The 20849-nt window shown below is 68.4% G+C and carries 21 protein-coding genes; 5 read left to right on the plus strand and 16 right to left on the minus strand.

The features are described from left to right. Positions 1-94: 94 nt before the first annotated feature. The 5 genes from ACYQPG_RS21525 to ACYQPG_RS21545 all read left to right on the plus strand — a co-directional run bounded on the left by ACYQPG_RS21525 (position 95) and on the right by ACYQPG_RS21545 (position 1759). Positions 95-301, plus strand: coding sequence for a hypothetical protein (locus tag ACYQPG_RS21525; RefSeq protein ID WP_147907029.1), 207 nt, complete (start codon positions 95-97; stop codon positions 299-301). Between the two features lie 34 nt (positions 302-335). After that, positions 336-521, plus strand: coding sequence for a hypothetical protein (locus ACYQPG_RS21530; RefSeq protein ID WP_147853858.1), 186 nt, complete (start codon positions 336-338; stop codon positions 519-521). A 99-nt stretch (positions 522-620) separates the two neighbouring features. After that, entirely contained in the window at positions 621-875 is a 255-nt protein-coding gene (locus tag ACYQPG_RS21535) for a hypothetical protein (protein ID WP_058194295.1), read from the plus strand. Between the two features lie 131 nt (positions 876-1006). Continuing rightward, positions 1007-1240: a DUF6894 family protein gene (locus ACYQPG_RS21540; RefSeq protein ID WP_147907028.1), complete on the plus strand. Its 234-nt coding sequence runs from the start codon at positions 1007-1009 to the stop codon at positions 1238-1240. 87 nt (positions 1241-1327) lie between these two features. Then, positions 1328-1759 (plus strand): hypothetical protein, encoded by a 432-nt coding sequence (locus ACYQPG_RS21545; RefSeq protein WP_419830175.1) that lies wholly within the window; start codon positions 1328-1330, stop codon positions 1757-1759. A gap of 16 nt (positions 1760-1775) precedes the next feature. Here the strand turns inward: ACYQPG_RS21545 and ACYQPG_RS21550 are convergent, their stop codons facing one another. From ACYQPG_RS21550 to nuoF, 16 genes are all read right to left on the minus strand, one after another. Next, a complete protein-coding gene (locus ACYQPG_RS21550) occupies positions 1776-2792 on the minus strand; it encodes a diguanylate cyclase domain-containing protein (RefSeq protein WP_461231717.1) in 1017 nt (338 codons plus the stop codon). A 330-nt stretch (positions 2793-3122) separates the two neighbouring features. Next, positions 3123-5150: a threonine--tRNA ligase gene (gene thrS / locus ACYQPG_RS21555; protein ID WP_461231718.1), complete on the minus strand. Its 2028-nt coding sequence runs from the start codon at positions 5148-5150 to the stop codon at positions 3123-3125. Positions 5151-5683: 533 nt separating this feature from the next. Beyond that, positions 5684-6010 (minus strand): DUF1467 family protein, encoded by a 327-nt coding sequence (locus ACYQPG_RS21560; protein WP_419831063.1) that lies wholly within the window; start codon positions 6008-6010, stop codon positions 5684-5686. A 5-nt stretch (positions 6011-6015) separates the two neighbouring features. After that, positions 6016-6420 carry a methylmalonyl-CoA epimerase gene (mce, locus tag ACYQPG_RS21565; RefSeq protein WP_147907024.1) on the minus strand — a complete coding sequence of 135 codons (405 nt, stop codon included), beginning with the start codon at positions 6418-6420 and terminating at the stop codon, positions 6016-6018. Positions 6421-6741: 321 nt separating this feature from the next. Continuing rightward, positions 6742-8415, minus strand: coding sequence for a ribonuclease J (locus tag ACYQPG_RS21570; RefSeq protein ID WP_461231719.1), 1674 nt, complete (start codon positions 8413-8415; stop codon positions 6742-6744). A 16-nt stretch (positions 8416-8431) separates the two neighbouring features. After that, positions 8432-9235 (minus strand): biotin--[acetyl-CoA-carboxylase] ligase, encoded by an 804-nt coding sequence (locus tag ACYQPG_RS21575; protein ID WP_147907022.1) that lies wholly within the window; start codon positions 9233-9235, stop codon positions 8432-8434. 58 nt (positions 9236-9293) lie between these two features. After that, positions 9294-10739 (minus strand): NADH-quinone oxidoreductase subunit NuoN, encoded by a 1446-nt coding sequence (gene nuoN, locus ACYQPG_RS21580; RefSeq protein WP_147938622.1) that lies wholly within the window; start codon positions 10737-10739, stop codon positions 9294-9296. A 10-nt stretch (positions 10740-10749) separates the two neighbouring features. Further along, the gene (locus ACYQPG_RS21585) at positions 10750-12270 is read right to left on the minus strand and encodes an NADH-quinone oxidoreductase subunit M (RefSeq protein ID WP_147907020.1); all 1521 of its coding nucleotides are present in this window, start codon (positions 12268-12270) and stop codon (positions 10750-10752) included. A 1-nt stretch (position 12271) separates the two neighbouring features. Further along, on the minus strand, positions 12272-14407 hold the full coding sequence (gene nuoL, locus ACYQPG_RS21590; RefSeq protein ID WP_461231720.1) for an NADH-quinone oxidoreductase subunit L: 2136 nt from the start codon (positions 14405-14407) through the stop codon (positions 12272-12274). Positions 14408-14531: 124 nt separating this feature from the next. Further along, on the minus strand, positions 14532-14837 hold the full coding sequence (gene nuoK, locus ACYQPG_RS21595; RefSeq protein ID WP_147853847.1) for an NADH-quinone oxidoreductase subunit NuoK: 306 nt from the start codon (positions 14835-14837) through the stop codon (positions 14532-14534). 34 nt (positions 14838-14871) lie between these two features. Continuing rightward, positions 14872-15492, minus strand: coding sequence for an NADH-quinone oxidoreductase subunit J (locus ACYQPG_RS21600; RefSeq protein WP_147907018.1), 621 nt, complete (start codon positions 15490-15492; stop codon positions 14872-14874). Positions 15493-15713: 221 nt separating this feature from the next. Continuing rightward, complete coding sequence (gene nuoI / locus ACYQPG_RS21605; protein WP_007560744.1) at positions 15714-16202, minus strand: NADH-quinone oxidoreductase subunit NuoI; 489 nt, start codon at positions 16200-16202, stop codon at positions 15714-15716. A gap of 25 nt (positions 16203-16227) precedes the next feature. After that, the gene (gene nuoH / locus ACYQPG_RS21610) at positions 16228-17250 is read right to left on the minus strand and encodes an NADH-quinone oxidoreductase subunit NuoH (RefSeq protein WP_147853845.1); all 1023 of its coding nucleotides are present in this window, start codon (positions 17248-17250) and stop codon (positions 16228-16230) included. Positions 17251-17260: 10 nt separating this feature from the next. Continuing rightward, positions 17261-19342, minus strand: coding sequence for an NADH-quinone oxidoreductase subunit NuoG (gene nuoG / locus ACYQPG_RS21615; protein WP_461231721.1), 2082 nt, complete (start codon positions 19340-19342; stop codon positions 17261-17263). 10 nt (positions 19343-19352) lie between these two features. Next, positions 19353-19541, minus strand: a complete 189-nt coding sequence (locus tag ACYQPG_RS21620; protein WP_461231722.1) for a hypothetical protein — start codon at positions 19539-19541, stop codon at positions 19353-19355. Between the two features lie 4 nt (positions 19542-19545). After that, entirely contained in the window at positions 19546-20847 is a 1302-nt protein-coding gene (nuoF, locus tag ACYQPG_RS21625; protein ID WP_419830179.1) for an NADH-quinone oxidoreductase subunit NuoF, read from the minus strand. Positions 20848-20849 lie beyond the last annotated feature (2 nt).

A 20849-nucleotide genomic window follows, 5' to 3' on the forward strand; every position in this document is an offset into this window, starting at 1 on the left:
GGTGCCCCGATATTCTCAACTTCAAGGCGATTAGTCTTTGAAAGGCGGTCGTCGCCGCGGTGACGCGCGGGCTCGGGCATGGCATTGGCCAACCATGCTCCTGCTCGTTCTCCTCCTCGCCCTTCTGGTCGTCCTGGCCGTTATGATCATCACGCGGCGCTGGACCGGCCGGCTGGCCTCGCTGGCGACCCTGATCGCCGGGGCGATCATGGCGCTGTGGCTGGCTCAGGTCGGGTTGCTGCCGGGCTCCACCGGCCCGCTCACGCCGGACCGGCCCCGCATTCCGGGGCTCGACCGGTAACGCGCCGGTAACCGTCCCGGCGCGAGCATGGGGCATGCCCACGCTGTCCGCCCCGCGCCTGCTCACCTTCCTGGTCTCGGCCGTGCTCATCGGCCTTGCCGTCGCCAGCCTCTACACCCGCATCCCGATGGTCGGGCGGACGGTCGTGGCGCACCGGCAATGGTTCTTCATCGGGGCCTACCTGCTGCTGGCGCTCGGCGTCACGACCCGCAGCCTCTGACCGGGGACGGCCGGACGCGTCGCCGCCCCCGGCGAGCCGGCGGCCATCTTTCGCGGGGACGCCCTATCGCAACCGCGCCGCGTGCTTCAAAAGAAGCGGATGGCGATGAAGACGACATTCGTGGTGCAGCCGTTCGAGCTGCATCGGAAGCGACTGAGGCCGGCCCGGCAGGAGCCCGCCCAGAGCGAGTTCGGCGCGCTCAAGAAGGCCGAGGCGCTGGCCGCCCGGATGCCGGGCGCGGCGGCGCTGAAGGTGGTCGCCGACGACGAGACCGGCGAGCTCGAGGGCGTGACCATCCTCGGCCAGTTCGGTGAGGTGCCGGAAGACTTCGCCGAGAGCCTGCAGGGCGGTTGACGCATCTCACCGAGGCCTGGACCGCGGCAGGTATACGCCGGGGGCGAAATGCATCTTTCGCCCACTGGACACTACGTAGAAACAACGTAGCACGATGCTGGCGCGCGATCGCGTCTCCAGAGCCAATATCCGTGCCCCGATACTTCATCGATCTCCACGATGGTGCGAACCTGGTTCGTGACCAGAAGGGCTTCGACCTGCCCGATCTCGCCGCCGCGCAGGCGCAGGCGGTGCGCATGATGACCCGGATCGCGCAGGGGCTCTCGGACCCGCGGGTGCGGCAGGATTACGTGATCGCCGTCCGGGACGAGCAGGGCGCCGTCCGCCTGCGGCTGCGCCTGTCCTACGATGTCGAGCCGGACTGAACACCCGGGCCGCCGGTCGCGCGTGCTGCGACGAAAGCGGGCGTGGCGCGTTGGTGTCGCGCCGGTTCGGAGGAGCGGGGAGAACGCATGAGACGCTCGAGGATCGCGACCCGGACGGGTCTGGCGGCGCTTGCGCTGCTGGCCTGCTCGACGGCGCTTCCGGCCATGGCCCAGACGCCGCCGCCGCCGCAGGCGGGCTCGGCCCCGGCGACGCCGGACAACGCCATCCTGCTCACGGTCTTCCTGCGGCACGACCAGTCGCGTCCGCTCTCCGAGCTGAACGCGCAGCTGGCCAAGCAGGGCTTCTACAAGGCCTTCCCGCCGCCGGGTGTCGAGGTCGTGTCCTGGAACGTCGTCATGGGCATCGGGCAGATCATCGTCCTGCGGCTGCCCGCGACCCGGCTCCGCGAAATCAACCGCGTCCTCGAGGATACCGCCTGGGGCGCATACCGCACCGAGTTCTACCCCACCTACGATTACAAGGCCGTCGGCCTCGCCGAGCACGACAAGGCCCGGTGAGCGGGGCCGCCGGCCGTCACGGGGCCACCGGACCGACCGGCGCGAGGCCGAGGCGCAGCGTGGCGTCCCACAGGCAGGGTTGGCCCAGCCGTTTGGCCTGGTACATCGCCGCGTCGGCCTGTGCGACGAGGATCCGCGCCTGGGTGGCGTGGACCGGTGCGCAGGCGATGCCGATGGCGGCCCCGATCAGGACCGGCCGATCGGCCCCGACATCGTAGGGTTCAGTGAGCCGTCGGTGGATGCGGTGGGCCAAGTCCAGCACGGTCGCGAGCGGGGTGTCGTCCAGCAGCAGGGCGAACTCGTCGCCGCCCAGGCGGGACGCGGTATCCCGATCGTCGAGACCCTCCCGGAGCCGTTCGGCCACCTGCCGCAGCAGTGCGTCGCCCGTGGCGTGGCCGTAGACGTCGTTGACCGGCTTGAAGCCGTCGAGGTCGATGACCAGCAGGGCGCAGCCGCCCGGCTCGGCTGCCGCCCGGTCGAGGCGGGTCTCGAAGAGGGAGCGGTTGGGCAGGCCGGTGAGCGGGTCGTGATCGGCCCTGTGGCGCAGCAGCGCCTCCGCCCGCTGGCGTTCGGTCACGTCCTCGTAGAGGGCGACCCAGCCGCCATCGGGCTGCGGCTGAAGCGTGAGGGCGACCTGGCGCCCGTCCGAGAGCATCTGCAGCACGGTCTCGGGATCGTGCCGGGCCAGGATCCGGCGCCGCTCCGCCCAGATCCTGGCCGGGTCCTGATCGGCCTTGAGGCCCCGCGCCGTGTTGAGCGCGATGAGGGTCCGGGCATGCATGCCTGGCCGCGCCTGCCCAGCCGTCTGTCCGAAGATCCGCCGGTAGCCGGCATTGGCGAAGACCAGGCAGTCGCCGGCATCGAACAGGCAGAAGCCGAGCGGCAGGCTGTCCAGGGCCCGGACGATCCGGGCCCCGAGCCGCCGGTCGCGACGGAACCCGTAGCCCCCGGAGGCGGCGATCGGCGCCCGCTCATGGCGTTCCAGCCGCGCCGAAACCCTGCCCGCCCGCGCCTTCATGGCGACCCCCTTCAAGCACCCGGCGGGATCCTGGCTCCTGCTCGATGGCCGGAGGATCCGCCGAAGACTGCTACCGGGGCGACTTAGAATGGGATTCCTTTCGCCTACCTTGACGAAACGGCGTTCGCACCGAAACTCCGCGACACAGGCTGCAACCCCTCTGGAAGTCGCGTGAATCGACGCCTGCGGGCGATCAGGGTCGATGACTTAGGGTTGCCCGGCTCGACCGGGCAAGCCTAAGTCGGCCCCAACCGATCCCTGCGAATGCCCGCCGCGGGGATCGGCTGATTCTTCTCTCTGCGCCGATTCATCTTGGCGGGCCGACGGTCCATCCGCCCCCAAACGTCACGGCGTCGCGTGGACGCCGTGATGCCCGTCGAGGATTGTGTCGCTGGTCGGGACCGTGTCGGCCACGGCTTGCGCCCGGCGCAGGTCCGGGGCGGTCGCTTCCGCCACGAAGGCCGCCACCGCCTCCGTGAGGGGCAGCGAGCGGGTCTGCTGGCTGCCGAGCCGCCGGATCGAGACCGTGCGCTCCTCGGACTCGCGTTTTCCGAGCGCGAGCAGGACCGGCACCTTGGCGAGCGAGTGCTCCCGGACCTTGTAGTTGATCTTCTCGTTGCGCAGATCCGCCTCGACCCGCAGCCCTGCCCGCTCCAGGGCCCGCACGACATCGCGCGCGTAGGCATCGGCCTCGCCCGTGATCGTCGCCACCACCACCTGGACCGGGGACAACCAGAGCGGGAAATGCCCGGCGAAGTGCTCGATCAGGATGCCGGTGAACCGCTCCATCGAGCCGCAGATCGCCCGGTGCACCATCACGGGCGACTTCCGGGTGCCGTCGGCGTCGATGTAGAAGGCACCGAATCGCTCGGGCAGGTTGAAGTCGACCTGCGTGGTGCCGCATTGCCAGTCGCGCCCGATGGCGTCGCGGAGCACGTACTCGAATTTCGGCCCGTAGAACGCGCCCTCCCCCGGGTTGACCTCCGTGCGGATCCGGCCGGCCGACTGCGCCTCGATCTGCGCGAGCACCCGGGTCATCACGTCCTCGGCGTGGTCCCAGAGCGCGTCCGAGCCGACGCGCTTCTCGGGCCGGGTCGAGAGCTTCACGACGATCTGGTCGAAGCCGAAATCCGCGTAGGTCGAGAGGATCAGGTCGTTGATCTTCAGGCACTCGTCGGCGAGCTGGTCCTCGGTGCAGAACACGTGGGCGTCGTCCTGCGTGAAGCCGCGCACGCGCATCAGCCCGTGCATGGCCCCCGAGGGCTCGTAGCGGTGCACCACGCCGAACTCGGCCAGCCGCAGGGGCAGGTCGCGGTAGGATTTCAGGCCGTGCTTGAAGATCTGCACGTGGCCCGGGCAGTTCATCGGCTTGAGGGCGAACCAGCGCTTGTCCTCGGCCTCGTCGCCCGCCGACTGCGCGGCGAACATGTTTTCCCGGTACCAGCCCCAGTGGCCGGAGGTCTCCCACAGGGCCTTGTCGAGGATCTGCGGGGCGTTCACCTCGGCATAGTCGCCGCGCAGCCGGCGGCGCATATAGGCGATCAGCTCCTGGAAGATCGTCCAGCCCTTGGCGTGCCAAAAGACGACGCCCGGCCCTTCCTCCTGGAAGTGGAACAGGTCCATCTCCCGGCCGAGGCGGCGGTGGTCGCGGCGCTCGGCCTCCTCGAGACGGTGCAGGTAGTCGTCGAGGTCGGCTTGGGCCGCCCAGGCGGTCCCGTAGATGCGCGTCAGCATCGGGTTGTTCGAATCGCCCCGCCAGTAGGCGCCCGCGACCTTCATCAGCTTGAAGGCGGCGCCGACCTTGGCCGTCGAGGTCATGTGCGGGCCGCGGCACAGGTCGAACCAATCGCCCTGCCGGTAGATCTTCAGATCCTCGCCGGGCGGGATCGCGTCGATCAGCTCGACCTTGAATTTCTCCTGCTTGCCCTCGAACAGCGCGCGCACGTCCTCGCGTTTCCAGACCTCCTTCGTGAAGGGGGCATCGCGCGCAATGATCTCGCGCATCTTCGCCTCGATCTTCGGAAAATCCTCGGGCGTGAACGGGGTCTCGCGGTAGAAATCGTAGTAGAATCCGTTCTCGATCACCGGGCCGATCGTGACCTGCGTCTCCGGCCACAGGCTCTGGACGGCCTCGGCCAGCACGTGCGCGCAATCGTGGCGGATCAGCTCAAGGCTGCGCGGGTCGGTCCGGTCGAGGAACTCGATGCGGGCGTCCCGGGCGATCGGATCGTCGAGGTCGGCGACCGTGCCGTCGAGCGCCATGGCGACGGTCCGCTTGGCCAGCGACTTGGCGATGCCCTCGACCACGCTGCGGCCGGTGGTGCCGGCGGCGACCTCCCGCGTGTTGCCGTCGGGGAAGGTGAGAATCGGCATGGTTCAGGCTCTCCAGGCTCAGTCCTGCATACGCGGCAGGTAAGCGTCGTCATGTCGGCGTGTTCGGGGAGCGGCCGTGTAGACGTTTTTTTATTCCTTGGCGAGGGATCGGCCCAGGGCGTGTGCTGCCCGATCACCGTTGTTTTACGCCGGTGGCCGGATCCGCCGGCCGCCGGTGCTTGCGGGCCTTTGTCCGTCGCCACGTTCGTCGTGCCGCGTCCGCACGCGTGTCCTGGTCCTCATGCGCCCGCGGAGCCGGGGGCATGGCCCAGGACGCTCCAGCCACAGGGGACGCGGGGACCCAGGCGCCGGCCGAGATCTGCGCGGATCCGTCCTCCCGCACGAGCGCGCGCTGCCTCCGACCTGCCTAGGCCGGAGCCGCGAGGGTGCACTTCGCGGAAGGCGATGCGTGACGTCGCCGCCTCTCGGCGGACAGGGAGGTCCGGAGCTTCGGGGCCGCTGCCCGTACGCTCGAAATGTTCGCTGGAACGCGCTCTGCCGCCGAACCGGTCGCCGCGTCGGCGGCGCGCCCCCTACAGCCCCGTCAGCGGGAATATGGCCAGGGCGGCGAGGAAGGCGACGCCGGCCACCAGCGTCGTCCAAATCGCCTTCTCGCGCAGACGCGGACGGGCCGGGGCGCCCAGATCCTGGCCCGGCACCACGTGCCCGGGCCGGGTCTCGGGTTGGTTGCGCAGCGGCAGGACCGCGAAGAGCAGCGTCCACCACACGACGAAGTAGAGCGCGATCGCCCCGCCGATCGTGAGCCGAAACTGGCTCACGGCCACGGTCACGAAGGCGGCCACCAGCACGGCGACGGCGGCCAGGGTCGCCGGCGTCGAGCGGGTCAGGGCGGTCAGGATCCGGTTCACACCTGCTCCAGCTCGACGAGCGTGCCGAGGAAGTCCTTGGGGTGCAGGAACAGGACCGGCTTGCCATGAGCGCCGATCCGCGGTTCGCCGGTGCCGAGCACCCGGGCGCCCTGGGCCTTCAGCCGGTCGCGGGCGGCCAGGATGTCCTCGACCTCGTAGCAGACGTGGTGGACGCCGCCGCCCGGGTTACGGGCCACGAAGGCCTCGATCGGAGACCCTTCGCCCAAGGGCGCCATCAGCTCGATCTTGCTGTTGGGAAGCTCGACGAACACCACCGTGACCCCGTGCTCGGGCTGCGGCAGGGGCGGCGTGATCGTCGCGCCCAGGGTGTCGCGGTACACGGCGCAGGCCGCCTCGAGATCCTGCACGGCGATGGCCACGTGATTGAGCCGACCGATCATTTTTGGTTCCTCCCGTTGACGCCCCGATCGGCTGGTCCCGCGTCTCCCTCATGCCGACCTCATCCTGAGGTGCTGCGCAGCAACCTCGAAGGAGACCTCCAGGGATCGCGCGGCCGGCTGGAGGGCTCCTTCGAGGCCCAGCGATCTCCGATCGCCGGGCACCTCAGGATGAGGGGATTGGGTGGGACCTGCCGTGGTCCGTCGTCTCGTTCTTTTATCCTAGCGCGTCGTCCTGGATATCAGAACCCGGACGATGCGCTCGGTCTTTGGTTGCGCGGCATCGTTTTCCGAAAGCCGGAACCGGCCTTTCGGGATGACCGCTCAGACTTCCACCACCTGCACGTGGCAGGCCGGCTTCTTGCCCCAGACCTCGTTGACGGCGGTGCGCACGGCCCGGTCGACCGCCTTCTCGACGCCCTCCGAGTCCTTGAGCTTGCCCCGCGACATCCCCGACAGGGTGCGCGAGACCGCATCGACCACCGTCTCGATCAACGGCTCGCCGGAGCGGCCGCGATTGGGCAGGCCGATGATGTCCACCGCCGGATCACCCAGCACGACGCCGTCCTCGTCGATGGCGATGGCCACCGAGACCAGGCCGGCCTGCATGAGCTTGCGCCGCTCGGGGATCGCCCGGTCCTTCTCGTCGATCAGGACGTTGCCGTCCTTGAACAGGCGGCCGGCCTTCACGTGGTCGATCACCTCGGGCTTGCCGGGGCTCAGGCGGACGAGGCTGCCGTTGCGGGCCTTGACGACGTTCTGGACGCCCTGGGCCCGGGCGAAGCGGGCGTGCTCGTCGAGGTGCAGCGCCTCGCCGTGGACCGGGATGGATGTGCCCGGCCGGGTCCACTTGTACATCTCGACCATCTCGTCCCGCCTCGGGTGGCCGGAGACGTGGACCAGCTCGGTCCGGTCGGTGATCACCTCGACGCCCTGCTCGATCAGGTCGTTGATGATTGAGCCGACGTCGCGCTCGTTGCCGGGGATCGCCCGCGACGAGAAGATCACCCGGTCGCCGGCAGCCAGGCTGATATCCGGATGGTCCTTGCGGGAGACTCGGGCGAGCGCCGCCCGCGGCTCGCCCTGCGAGCCGGTGAGCAGGGCCACGACCCGCTCGCGGGGCAGGTTCTTCCAGGAATCCGAGCGGCGGAACTCGGGCAGGCCGTCGAGGTAGCCGCATTCGCGGGCCACATCGATCACCCGGTCCATGGCCCGGCCGACCGCCACGATCTCGCGGCCGCAGGCCACGGCCGCCTCGGCCACGGCCCGGATGCGCGCCACGTTTGACGCGAAGGTCGTGACCGCGACCCGGTGGGGCGACTCCGCGATCAGCGTCTTGAGGGTGGCGGCGACCTCCCGCTCGCTCGGCGAGAAGCCCTCGCGCACCACGTTGGTGGAGTCGCAGACGAGCGCCAGGATGCCCTCGTCGCCAAGCGCCGTGAACGCCTCGGGCGAGGTGACCTCGCCGGCCACGGGGGTCGGGTCGATCTTCCAGTCGCCGGTATGGACCACGAGGCCCGCGGCGGTGCGGATCGCGATGGCGTTCGACTCGGGGATCGAGTGCGAGACCGGCACGTATTCGAGCTCGAACGGGCCGACCGTCACCCGGCGGCCCGGCTTCACTTCGCGCAGCTCGACCTTCGGGGCGCCGGGCTCCGAGAGGCGGCGGGTCTCAAGCAGGTTCTTGGCGAAGCGGGTCGCGTAGACCGGCACCTTGAGGCGAGGCCACAGCTCCGAGATCGCCCCGATATGGTCCTCGTGTGCGTGGGTGATGAAGATCCCCAGCAGGTCCTTCCGCCTCTCCTCGATGAAGGAGAGGTCGGGGAACATCAGGTCGATCCCCGGCATCTGCTCCTCGCCGGCGAAGCCCATGCCGCAATCGACCATGATCCACTTCCGGCCCTTCTCCGGACCGAACCCGTAGAGGGCCGCATTCATCCCGATCTCGCCCACGCCGCCGAGCGGCAGGAAGACCAGCTCCTCCTGTCCCATCACCATCTGTCGTCGTCCAACGTCATGCCGCCGTCGCGGCCGTTCCAAAATGCACCTCGCCCGCCGTCACGGTATGCCGTTTTCCGTCGGGGGCGAGGATCACGAGCCGCCCCCCCTCGTCGATGGTCTCGAACACGCCCCGCAGGATGTGTCCGCCGCTCCGCACCGCGATCTCCGACCCAAGACCCGCGGCCCGCGCGAGCCAATCCTCGCGCAGGGGAGCGAAATTCCGTCCTCGGTCCCAGGCGCGTGCTCGCACGGCCATCCGGTCCGAGAGATGTTCCAGTAGCGCTTCGGAGCCGCCCGCGTAACCCGTCGCGGCCAAGCTCGTTGCGCCGAGTCCCTCCGGGGCCGCCGCGACGTTGACGCCGAAGCCGACGACCGCGGCTCTGCGCCCCCCCGGCAGCGTCTCGGCTTCCAGCAGCAACCCTGCCAGCTTGCCGCCGCCGAGCAGCACGTCGTTCGGCCATTTCAACGCCAGAGATCGTGCGCAAGGCGCGCCCCGGGTATCCGGCAGGGTGCCGCAGGTCGCCTCCAGCGCCTCGATCAGGGCGAGGCCGGCGACGAAGCCGAGCTCGGCCAAGTGCTCGGGCGCCACCCCGGCCACCGGCCAGAGCACGCTCGCCGCGAGGTTGCCCGGCAGCGACGCCCAGGTGTTTCCACGGCGCCCCCGGCCCGCCTCCTGCCGCTGGGTCACCACCCAGAGTGGACCGGTCTCACCCGCCTGGGCCTGGGCCATGGCCTCGGTGTTGGTCGAGCCCAGCGTGCCGTGAACGTGCAGGCGGTGGCCCTGGGCACGCGCCTCGGGTCCGAGACGGTAGCTCAAGGCGTTCGCTTCCGTGCGGGCCCCAGGTGCATCGGAAGGGCCGCAGGCCGCACCGGGCCTAGAACAGCGACCGGGCCGCCCGGCCGGCGACGCCGACCAGCGGTCCGGGCAGCAGGAAGAACAGAACCACGACCACGCTCGACAGGGCCAGCACCACGCGCAGGCCGGGCGCCATCGCCTCGAAGGGCTCCTTCGGCTCGTCGAAATACATGATCTTGACCAGCCGCAGATAGTAGTAGGCGCCGACCACGCTGGTCACGACGCCGATCACGGCCAGCGTGACCAGGCCGGCCTTGATGGCGGCCGCGAACACGTAGAACTTGGCGAAGAATCCGGCGAGCGGCGGGATGCCGGCCAGCGAGAACATCATCGCGGCGAGGCAGAAGGCCAGCCAGGGATGGGTGCGCGACAGGCCCGACAGGTCCTCGATCGACTCGAACATCACGTCCCGGCGCCGGAGCGACAGGATGATCGCGAAGGTCCCCAGCGTCATCGCCAGGTAGATGATCATGTAGGTGACGAGCCCGCTGATCCCCTCCTCGGAACCGCAGGCGAGCCCGATCAGCGCGTAGCCGATGTTGGCGATCGATGAGTAGGCCATCAGGCGCTTGATCGAGCGCTGGCCGATGGCCGCGAACGAGCCGAGCGCCATCGAGACCACCGAGACGAAGATGAAGATCTGCTGCCAGATCGCCGTCACGTCCGGCATGGCGCCGATGAACACCCGCACCGTCATGGAGACGGCCGCCATCTTGGGCGCGGTGGCGAAGAAGGCGGTCACCGGGGTGGGCGAGCCCTCGTACACGTCGGGCGTCCACATGTGGAACGGCACCGCCGACATCTTGAAGCAGACGCCCGCGGCCACGAACACGATGCCGAGCACGATGCCCAGGCCCGCATTCTCGTTCAGCGCCGAGACGATGCCGGGGAACGAGACCGTGCCGGTGAAGCCGTAGATCAGCGAGGCGCCGTAGAGCAGCATCCCGGAGGACAGCGCGCCGAGCACGAAGTACTTGAGGCCGGCCTCGGTCGACTTGGCGTCGTCCCGGTGGAACGCGGCGATCACGTAGGCGGCGAGCGACTGCAGCTCCAGCCCGAGATAGAGCGCGATCAGGTCGTTGGCCGAGACCATCACCATCATGCCGATGGTGCAGAGCACGATCAACACCGGGAACTCGAACCGGTCGATCCGCTCGCGCTTGAAGAAGTCATGCGCCAGCAGGATCGTCGACGCGGAGCCGAGCAGCACCAGCGACTTCATCACCTTGGCGAACGCGTCGGAGACGAACGCCCCCGACAGGGTGGTGACCCGGCCGTGCGTCGGCTGCGACAGGACGACGAACAGCGCCAGCAGCAGCAGCACCAGGGCGCCGATGCTCACCGTCTCGGCGGAGCGGTCGCCGCGCCAGGCGCCGTACAGGATCATGAGCAGCACGCCGACGCTGAGGATCAGCTCGGGCAGCAGCGGCGCCAGCGAGGGCAGGACGGAGTGGACGGTGGGCATCTGTTCCGTCTCAGCGTGGGAGCGGCAGCGCGGCGGCCGCGGTCTGGGTGTTGGCGAGGGCGGCCTTCATGCCGGTCATCAGCGCTTCCGTGGAGGGCGCGAAGACATCGAGCACGGGGGCCGGGTGCACGCCGTAATAGATCGTCAGCGCCACCAGCGGCGCCAGGATGATCTTCTCGCGGGTGTCGAGATCGAGAATGCCCTGGAGATTGGGCTTCTCGAGCTTGCCGTAGATCACCCGGGCGAACAGCCACAGGGCGTAGGCCGCCGACAGGATGATGCCGAAGGTGGAGAAGAACGCGACGGTCGGGTTCGCCTTGAAGGCACCCAGCATCGACAGGAACTCGCCGACGAAGCCGGAGGTGCCGGGCAGGCCGACATTGGCCATGGTGAACACCATCATCGCCACCGCGTAGAGCGGCATCCGCTTCACGAGGCCGCCATAGGCCGCGATCTCGCGGGTGTGCATCCGGTCGTAGACCACGCCGACGCAGAGGAAGAGCGCCGCCGCCACGATGCCGTGCGAGATCATCAGGAACAGCGCGCCCTGGATGCCCTGCTCGTTCAAGGTGAACAGGCCGAGCGTCACGAAGCCCATATGGGCGACCGACGAGTAGGCGATCAGCTTCTTGATGTCGGTCTGCATCAGCGCGGTGAGCGACGTGAAGATGATCGCGATCACCGAGAGGGCGAAGACCAGCGGGGCGAAGTCGTGGCTCGCCACCGGCAGCATCGGCAGGGAGATCCGGATGAAGCCGTAGCCGCCCATCTTCAGCAGGATGCCCGCCAGGATCACCGAGCCGGCCGTGGGCGCCTCGACGTGGGCGTCCGGAAGCCAGGTATGGACCGGCCACATCGGCATCTTCACCGCGAACGACGCGAAGAAGGCCAGCCACAGCCAGGTCTGCATGTTCGCCGGGAAGCGGTACTGCAGCAGGGTCGGGATGTCGGTGGTGCCGGCCTGCCAGTACATCGCCATCACGGCGAGTAGCATCAGCACCGAGCCGAGCAGAGTGTAGAGGAAGAACTTGAAGCTGGCGTAGATCCGCCGCTGGCCGCCCCAGATCCCGATGATCAGGAACATCGGGATCAGGCCGGCCTCGAAGAACAGGTAGAACAGCACCAGGTCGAGGGAGGCGAACACGCCGATCATCGTCGTCTCGAGGACGAGGAACGCGACGAAGTACTCCTTCACCCGGACGTGGATCGAGGTCCACGACGCACCGATGCAGAACGGCATCAGGAACGTGGTGAGCAGGATCAGGGGCATCGAGAAGCCGTCGACGCCCAGCTTGAACCGGATCGTCTCGGCGAGCCACGGGTGCGACTCGACGAGCTGGAAGCTCGACGACGTGGCGTCGTAACGGCCCCAGGCCACCAGGGAGAGCACGAAGGTGACGATCGTCGTGGCGAGCGCAGCCCAGCGGGTGTTGCGCGCGACCGATTCCTCGTCGCCCTTCAGGGTGAGGATGAAGGCCGCGCCGCAGAGCGGGACGATCAGCAGGCCGGAGAGGATTCCGAGGCCGAGCATGTCAGTGAACACCCTTGGGCAGGCCGGCCATCAGGTACCAGCTGATCAGGCCGGCCACGCCGATGAGCATGACGAAGGCATAGTGGTAGACGTAGCCGGTCTGCAGGCGGACGACGCCGCGGGTCACGTCGACGACCCGCGCCGCGATGCCGTTGGGACCGAGGCCGTCGATGATCTTCCCGTCGCCCTGCTTCCAGAGGAACAGGCCGAAATCCTTGGCCGGACGCACGAAGATCCGGTCGTAGAGCTCGTCGAAGTACCACTTGTTGAGCAGGAACCGGTACAGCGACGGCTGCTGCGCGGCGAGCGTACCCGGCAGTTCCGGACGGCGGATGTACATCCAGAACGCCAGGACGAAGCCGAGGATCAGCATGATCAGCGGCGCGTAGGAGACGAGCGCCGGGACCTCGTGGATCTCGTGCATGATGTGGTTCTCGGGGCCGTGCGCCAGGGCATGGCCCCAGAACGCGTCCATCCCGGACCCGATGAAGCGGTCGTGGAAGATGATCCCGGCGAACAGGGCGCCGAAGGCCAGGATCGCCAGCGGGATCGTCATCACCAGGGGGCTCTCGTGGGGCGTGTGGTCGCCGTGATGGCCGTGCCCGTGATGGTCGTCCGCGACGAGGTCGCTCTTGTGGGCGGGCTCGACGTCGTGGCCGTGATCGTCGTGGGCCACGCCCTCGGTATGACCCGGGGCGCCGTCGGCCTCGTGCGCCATCGCGGCGTGGGTGGTGCTGGCATGGGAGGTGCCGGCATGCGCGACAGCCGGGGCCGCGTGATCATGCGATCCGTGGATGCCCCAGCGGGCCGGGCCCTCGAAGGTCATGAAGAACAGGCGCCAGGAGTAGAACGACGTGAAGAACGCCGCCACCACGGTGCACAGGAAGGCCAGCGTGTGGCCGGGCCGGGTCGAGGCGTAGGCGGCCTCGATGATCGCGTCCTTCGAGTAGTAGCCGGCCGTGTACGGGAAGCCGATCAGCGCGAGCGAGCCGATCGCCATCATGGCGCAGGTGAACGGGATGTGGGAGCGCAGGCCGCCCATGTTCCGCATGTCCTGCTCGTGGTGCATCGCGTGGATGACCGAGCCGGCGCCGAGGAACAGCAGCGCCTTGAAGAAGGCGTGGGTGAACAGGTGGAACACGCCGGCCGAGTAGGCGCCGACGCCGAGCGCCACGAACATGTAGCCGAGCTGCGAGCAGGTCGAGTAGGCGATCACCCGCTTGATGTCGTTCTGCACCAGGCCGATCGTGGCGGCGAAGAAGGCCGTGATGCCGCCGATCACCGTGACGACGATCAGCGCGTTCGGCGCCTCCTCGAACAGCGGCGACAGGCGGGCGACCATGAACACGCCGGCGGTCACCATCGTGGCGGCGTGGATCAGCGCGGAGACCGGGGTCGGCCCCTCCATGGCGTCGGGCAGCCAGGTGTGCAGCAGGAACTGCGCCGACTTGCCCATGGCACCCATGAACAGCAGCAGGCACGCCAGCGTCAGGGCGTTCCAGTCATAGCCGAGGAAGTGGAAGCTCAGGGTCTTGATCGCATCGACCTTGCCGAAGATCGCGTCGAACGCCACCGAGCCGGTCAGAACGAAGACCAGGAAGATACCCAGCGAGAAGCCGAAATCGCCGACCCGGTTGACGATGAATGCCTTCATGGCGGCGGCGTTCGCGGAGGGCTTCTCGTACCAGAAGCCAATCAGCAGGTAGGAGGCGAGGCCGACGCCCTCCCAGCCGAAGAACATCTGCACAAGGTTGTCGGCCGTCACCAGCATCAGCATGGCGAAGGTGAACAACGACAGGTACGCGAAGAACCGCGGCCGGTGCGGATCCTCGTGCATGTAGCCGACGGAGTAGAGGTGCACGAGGGTCGAGACCGTGGTCACGACCACGAGCATCACCCGGGTCAGCGCGTCGACCTTGAAGGCCCAGTCGACCTGGAGGTCGCCGGCCGAGAACCAGGACGCCACCTGCACCCGCTCGGCATGGCCGCCGTCGAGGAACACGCCCCAGGCGATCAGGGCCGTGAAGGCCAGGAACGCGGTGGTGATGTACTCGCAGGCCCGGGCCCCGATGTACCGGCCGAACAGGCCGGCGATCAGGAAGCCGATCAGCGGGAAGAAGACGATCGCGTGATACATCGCTCTCTTGCAGTCCGTCATCCGGGCCGGCCGCGGGGCGGCGTCCGGATTGTCACTCGGGGCCCGTATGCGCGAGGCCCGTATACGCGGGGCCGCGAAATCGGGTCGCGTGGAGAAGGGTGCTCTAGCCCTTCATCATGCTCACGTCCTCGACCGCGATGGTGCCGCGGTTGCGGAAGAAGACCACGAGGATGGCGAGGCCGATCGCCGATTCGGCGGCCGCGACGGTCAGCACGAACAGGGCGAACACCTGTCCGGTGATGTCGTTCAGCTGCGTCGAGAAGGCGACCAGGTTGATGTTCACCGCGAGCAGGATCAGCTCGATCGACATCAGGATGACGATGATGTTCTTGCGGTTGATGAAGATCCCGAGCACGCCGAGCGTGAACAGGATCGCCGCGACGGTGAGATAGTGGCTCAGGCCGATCATCGTTCGAATCCCCCGCCTTGCATCAAATCGCGCATCAGACCTCGACACCCTGGCGGGAGGGCACCTTGCGGGTCTCCACCGCCATGCTCTGGGTGCGGGCGTTCTGGACCGCGATGTTCTGGCGCTTGACGCCCGGGCGGTCGCGCAGGGTGAGCACGATCGCGCCGATCATCGCCACCAGCAGGATCAGGCCCGCAAGCTGGAAAAAGTAGGCGTAATCCGTGTAGAGCACCCGGCCCAGCGCCTGGGCGTTGGTCAGGTTCTCGGCCGCCGCGACGTTGCCCAGCGGTGCCTGCACGAGGCCCGGATCGATGGTCCAGGAGCCCACCACCAGGAGCAGCTCCACCAGGAAGATCGCCCCGATCAGGCCGCCGACCGGCAGGTATTGCTGGAAGCCCTGGCGCAGTTCGGCGAAGTCCACGTCGAGCATCATCACGACGAACAGGAACAGCACCGCGACCGCGCCGACGTAGACGACGACCAGGATCATCGCCAGGAACTCGGCGCCCATCAGGACGAACAGCCCGGCGGCGTTCACGAAGGCGAGAATCAGGAACAGCACCGAGGCGACGGGATTGCGCGAGGCGATCACCATGAAGCCCGACGCGACCGTGACGCTCGCGAACAGGTAGAAGAAGGCGGCTGCTGCAGTCATGCGCTCGTCGGGATCGGCCGCCGGAGCGGCCCCTTCTGCCTTGCGTGGAAACGGGCCGCAGCGGGCGGCCCGTCTATAGAACCCGGTCGCCGGTGGCACAACAGCACCCCCGGCATGGCTCTAGCGCATCATCCCGGGCAACGGAACCGGGACGACGCGCTATCTCTTTGCGTCGCATCATCTTTTTTCGAAAGCCGGCAACCGCCTTTCGGGATGATGCCCTAGCGGTACGGCGCATCCATCGCGATGTTGCGCGCGATTTCACGCTCCCAGCGATCGCCGTTCAACAGGAGCTTCTGCTTGTCGTAGAGCAGCTCCTCGCGGGTCTCGACCGAGAATTCGAAGTTCGGCCCCTCCACGATGGCGTCCACCGGGCAGGCTTCCTGGCACATGCCGCAATAGATGCACTTCACCATGTCGATGTCGTAGCGGGTGGTGCGGCGGGTGCCGTCGTTGCGGCGCGGCCCCGCCTCGATGGTGATGGCCTGGGCCGGGCAGATCGCCTCGCAGAGCTTGCAGGCGATGCAGCGCTCCTCGCCGTTGGGATAGCGCCGCAGCGCATGCTCCCCCCGGAACCGCGGGCCGCGATGGCCCATCTCGAAGGGGTAGTTGATGGTCGCCTTCGGCTTGAAGAAGTAGCGCATGCCGAGGATCATCCCCGACACGAACTCCTTCAAGAGAAGGCTCTTGGCGACCTGATCCAGCTTCATGCCGTGATCTCCGGTTTGCGTTGGATCACGCGCCCGGGGCCAGGCCGGTGAGCTTCAACACGAAGGCCACGACCACCACCGAGACGAGCGAAATGGGCAGAAAAACCTTCCAGCCGAGGCGCATGAGCTGATCGTAGCGGTAGCGCGGCACGATAGATTTCACCATCGCGAACAGGAAGAACAGGAAGCTGGCCTTCAGGATGAACCAGATCACGCCCGGCACCCAGGTGAACGGCGCGAACGGGATCGGCGACAGCCAGCCGCCCAGGAACAGCACGGTGCCCAGCGCGCACATGCTCATGATGGCGACGTACTCGCCGAGCATGAACAGCAGGTAGGGCGTCGAGGAATACTCGACCATGTACCCGGCCACCAGTTCCGACTCGGCCTCCGGCAGGTCGAAGGGCGGGCGGTTGGTCTCGGCGAGCGCCGAGATGAAGAACACTACGAACATCGGGAACAGCCACAGCCAGTACCAGCCGAACAGGCCGAGGCTGGTGTCCTGCGCCATCACGATGCGCGAGAGGTTCAGCGAGCCGGCGCAGAGCAGCACGCAGATGATCACGAAGCCGAGCGAGACCTCGTAGGAGATCATCTGCGCCGCCGACCGGAGCGCGCCCAGGAACGCGTATTTCGAGTTCGAGGCCCAGCCGCCCATGATGACGCCATAGACGCCGAGCGACGAGATCGCGAAGATGTAGGTGATGCCGACGTTGATGTCGGCGATCGCCCAGCCGTCGGCGAGCGGGATCACCGCCCAACTCGACAGGGCTAGCATCGCGAAGACCAGCGGCGCCAGCAGGTAGATCGCCTTGTTGGCGCCCGCCGGGATCACCGGTTCCTTCAGCACGAACTTGAGCAGGTCGGCGAAGGATTGCAGCAGCCCGAATGGGCCGACCACGTTGGGTCCGCGCCGGAGCTGCACCGCCGCCCAGATCTTCCGGTCGGCCAGCAGCGCGTAGGCGATGAAGACGAGCAGCGCCGAGAGCAGCACGAAGCTCTTCAGCACGATCAGGAGCACGGTCCCGAGGATTTCGAGCGAGGTCATCGTGAGATCCCTACTCTGCCGCCGCGAGCGGCCGCGCTTCGGCGGCACGCTCGCGAGCCAGGCGCGAGCACTCGGCGAGCACCCGCGAGGCACGGGCGATCGGGTTGGTGAGGTAGAAGTCGGTCACCGGCGAAGCGAAGGCGGGGCCGCCCGTGCCGCCGCCGAGACCGGCCAGCCGGTCCACGGCCGCCGCGACATCGCCGGCTTCCACGGTCCCGACCGCCGCGAGATGCGGGTGGGCTGCGTAGAGCGCCCGGCGCAGCGCGGTGAGCGAATCGAACGGCAGGCGCCGGCCCAGCACGTCCGACAGGGCGCGCAGGATCGCCCAATCCTCGCGGGCATCCCCCGGCGGGAACCCGGCGCGGTTGCCCATCTGGACCCGCCCCTCCGTGTTGACCCAGGTCGCCGACTTCTCGGTGTAGGCCGCACCCGGCAGGATCACGTCCGCCCGGGAGGCGCCGCGGTCGCCGTGGGTGCCCTGGTAGACCACGAAGGCGCCCGGGGCGACGTCGCGCTCGTCGGCACCGAGGTTGAACAGCACGTCGACGCCGCCGGTGGCCAGCATGGCCGGGAAATCGAGGCCGCCCTCCCCCGGCACGAAGCCGAGATCGAGGGCGCCGACCCGGGCGGCGGCCGTGTGCAGCACGGCGAAGCCGTTCCACTCCGGCGTCACCGCGCCGATCTCCTTGGCGAGGGTCGCGGCCGCCGCCAGGATACCGGCCTCGACATGGGCGCCCACGATGACGAGCGGAGCCTTCGCGGCCTTGAGGGTCTCGAGGAAGCTGTGCTCGCCGCTGGCGAGGCCCGCGAGCGACTCGGGGCCGGCGCCGATGTAGTGGCTGGGATAGGTCAGGTCGACCGGCTCGCCGATCACCCCGACCGCGAGCGGCGCCATGCGCCAGCGCTTGCGGATGCGCACGTTGAGGAGCGAGGCCTCGGTGCGCGGGTTGGCGCCGACGATCAGGATCGCGTCCGCGGCCTCGATGCCCGGAATGGTCGGGTTGAACAGGTACGAGGCGCGGCCGAGCGCCGGATCGAGGCCGGCATCGGTCTGACGGCAGTCGAGGTTCGGCGAGCCGAGGCTCTTGATCAGCTCGCGAAGCGCAAAGATCTCCTCGACGCCGGCGAGGTCGCCGACCACGGCGCCGATGCGCTTCGGATCGGTGCCCTTCACCTTGGCGGCGATGGCCTGGAACGCCTCGCCCCAGGAGGCGGGCCGCAGCCGGCCGTTCTCGCGCAGGTAGGGCCGGTCGAGGCGCTGCATCCGCAGCCCGTCGACGTGGTAGCGGGTCTTGTCCGAGATCCACTCCTCGTTGATCTCTTCGCTGACCCGCGGCTCGATCTGCATCACCTCGCGGCCGCGGGTGTCGACGCGGATCGACGAGCCGACCGCATCCATCACGTCGACCGATTCGGTCTTGTTCAGCTCCCAGGGCCGGACGTTATAGCTCTGCGGGCGGTGGACCAGGGCGCCGACCGGGCACAGATCGGCGACGTTGCCCTGGAGCTCCGACGCCATGGACTGCTCGAGGTAGCTGGTGATCTCCATGTCCTCGCCGCGGCCGATGGCGCCGAGGTCGGGCACGCCCGCCACCTCCGCCAGGAAGCGCACGCAGCGGGTGCAGTGAATGCAGCGGTTCATCGCGGTCCGCACCAGCGGACCGATATGCTTCTCCTCGACCGCGCGCTTGTTCTCCTGATAGCGAGTCGAATCGACCCCGTAGGCCATCGCCTGGTCCTGCAGGTCGCAATGGCCGCCCTGGTCGCAGATCGGGCAATCGAGCGGGTGGTTGATGAGGAGGAACTCCATCACCCCTTCCCGGGCCTTCTTGGTCAGGCCGGAGCGGGTGAGCACCTCGGGCGGCTCGCCGTTCGGGCCGGGGCGGCAATCCTTCACCGCGTAGGCGCAGCTCGCCACCGGCTTGGGCGCGCCCTTCAGCTCGACCAGGCACATCCGGCAATTGCCGGCGATCGACAGGCGCTCGTGGAAGCAGAAGCGCGGGATCTCGGCCCCGGCGGCCTCGCAGGCCTGGAGCAGGGTGTATTCGGCCGGTACCTCGACCTCGGTGCCGTCGACGAGGATTTTTGTCATCGGTGCAATCTCAGTGCGGGGCGTCGGCGAGATCGAGGCGACGCTCGATCCTGTCGATCCGCCGGTGAACGCCGGCAAGGTTGTCCTCGACCGCGGCCAGGCGGCCCTTCCACGCGCGGACAGCGTCGCCCCGGCGATCGACCGCGTGGTCGATGCGCCGCGGATCGACGAGAATCGGGCTGTCCGGCTGACCCGTCATCGGCCTACTCGGCCGCCATCGGGATGGGATCGGAATGCGGGTTGGCCGTGTAGCGGTCGATCCGCTTCTCGATCTCGGGCCGGAAGTGCTTGATCAGGCCCTGGATCGGCCAGGCCGCCGCGTCGCCGAGCGCGCAGATCGTGTGCCCTTCGATCTGCTTGGTGACCTCGAACAGCATGTCGATCTCGCGCTTCTGCGCGCGGCCCTCGGTCATGCGCTGCATCACGCGCCACATCCAGCCGGTGCCCTCGCGGCAGGGCGTGCACTGGCCGCACGACTCATGCTTGTAGAAGTACGAGATGCGGGTGATCGCCGCGACGATGTCGGTGGACCGGTCGAGCACGATCACCGCCGCGGTTCCCAGGCCGGAGCCGAGGTTGCGCAGGGTGTCGAAGTCCATCTTGGCGTCGATGATCTGGTCGGCCGGCACCAGAGGCACCGAGGAGCCGCCCGGGATCGAGCACAGCAGGTTGTCCCAGCCGCCGCGCATGCCGCCGCAATGCCGGTCCACCAGCTCGCGGAAGGTGATGCCCAGCTCGGCCTCGACGTTGCACGGCTTGTTGACGTGCCCCGAGACGCAAAACAACTTCGTGCCGGTGTTGTTCTTGCCGCCGAGGCCGGCGAACCACGAACCGCCCCGGCGCAGGATCGTGCCGGCGACCGCGATCGACTCGACGTTGTTGACCGTCGTCGGGCAGCCGTAGAGGCCCATATTCGCCGGGAACGGCGGCTTGAGCCGCGGCATCCCCTTCTTGCCCTCGAGGCTCTCGATCAGCGCCGTCTCCTCGCCGCAGATATAAGCGCCGGCGCCGTGGTGGACGTAGATGTCGAAGGGGAAGTCGTGGACGTTCGACTGGCCGACGAGACGGGCCTCGTAGGCCTCGTCCACGGCCTTCTGGAGCGCGTGCTTCTCGGCCACGTACTCGCCGCGGATGTAGATGTAGCAGGCATGCGCGCCCATCGCGAAGCAGGCCAGCATGCAGCCCTCGATCAGGAGGTGCGGATCGTGCCGCATGATCTCCCGGTCCTTACAGGTGCCCGGCTCCGACTCGTCGGCGTTGACCACGAGGTAGTGCGGGCGCCCGTCGGACTTCTTGGGCATGAACGACCACTTGAGGCCGGTGGGGAAGCCCGCGCCGCCGCGGCCGCGCAGGCCCGACGCCTTCATCTCCTCGATGATCCAGTCGCGGCCCTGCTCCAGGAGGAACTTGGTCCCGTCCCACGCGCCGCGCTGCTTGGCAGCCTCCAGGCCCGGCGAATGCAGGCCGTAGAGGTTGGTGAAGATGCGATCCTGATCCGACAGCATGT

It is taken from the genome of Methylobacterium sp. CM6246, assembly GCF_054818005.1.

What these genes read in the sequence shown, in the direction of transcription:
- nuoF (WP_419830179.1), bottom strand. Translation starts at nt 20,847, where the DNA reads ATGCTGTCGGATCAGGATCGCATCTTCACCAACCTCTACGGCCTGCAT.
- ACYQPG_RS21545 (WP_419830175.1), top strand. Translation starts at nt 1,328, where the DNA reads ATGAGACGCTCGAGGATCGCGACCCGGACGGGTCTGGCGGCGCTTGCG.
- ACYQPG_RS21620 (WP_461231722.1), bottom strand. Translation starts at nt 19,541, where the DNA reads ATGACGGGTCAGCCGGACAGCCCGATTCTCGTCGATCCGCGGCGCATC.
- ACYQPG_RS21600 (WP_147907018.1), bottom strand. Translation starts at nt 15,492, where the DNA reads ATGACTGCAGCAGCCGCCTTCTTCTACCTGTTCGCGAGCGTCACGGTC.
- mce (WP_147907024.1), bottom strand. Translation starts at nt 6,420, where the DNA reads ATGATCGGTCGGCTCAATCACGTGGCCATCGCCGTGCAGGATCTCGAG.
- nuoL (WP_461231720.1), bottom strand. Translation starts at nt 14,407, where the DNA reads ATGTATCACGCGATCGTCTTCTTCCCGCTGATCGGCTTCCTGATCGCC.
- ACYQPG_RS21570 (WP_461231719.1), bottom strand. Translation starts at nt 8,415, where the DNA reads ATGGTGATGGGACAGGAGGAGCTGGTCTTCCTGCCGCTCGGCGGCGTG.
- ACYQPG_RS21530 (WP_147853858.1), top strand. Translation starts at nt 336, where the DNA reads ATGCCCACGCTGTCCGCCCCGCGCCTGCTCACCTTCCTGGTCTCGGCC.
- nuoG (WP_461231721.1), bottom strand. Translation starts at nt 19,342, where the DNA reads ATGACAAAAATCCTCGTCGACGGCACCGAGGTCGAGGTACCGGCCGAA.
- ACYQPG_RS21535 (WP_058194295.1), top strand. Translation starts at nt 621, where the DNA reads ATGGCGATGAAGACGACATTCGTGGTGCAGCCGTTCGAGCTGCATCGG.
- nuoH (WP_147853845.1), bottom strand. Translation starts at nt 17,250, where the DNA reads ATGACCTCGCTCGAAATCCTCGGGACCGTGCTCCTGATCGTGCTGAAG.
- ACYQPG_RS21585 (WP_147907020.1), bottom strand. Translation starts at nt 12,270, where the DNA reads ATGCTCGGCCTCGGAATCCTCTCCGGCCTGCTGATCGTCCCGCTCTGC.
- ACYQPG_RS21525 (WP_147907029.1), top strand. Translation starts at nt 95, where the DNA reads ATGCTCCTGCTCGTTCTCCTCCTCGCCCTTCTGGTCGTCCTGGCCGTT.
- nuoI (WP_007560744.1), bottom strand. Translation starts at nt 16,202, where the DNA reads ATGAAGCTGGATCAGGTCGCCAAGAGCCTTCTCTTGAAGGAGTTCGTG.
- thrS (WP_461231718.1), bottom strand. Translation starts at nt 5,150, where the DNA reads ATGCCGATTCTCACCTTCCCCGACGGCAACACGCGGGAGGTCGCCGCC.
- nuoN (WP_147938622.1), bottom strand. Translation starts at nt 10,739, where the DNA reads ATGCCCACCGTCCACTCCGTCCTGCCCTCGCTGGCGCCGCTGCTGCCC.
- nuoK (WP_147853847.1), bottom strand. Translation starts at nt 14,837, where the DNA reads ATGATCGGCCTGAGCCACTATCTCACCGTCGCGGCGATCCTGTTCACG.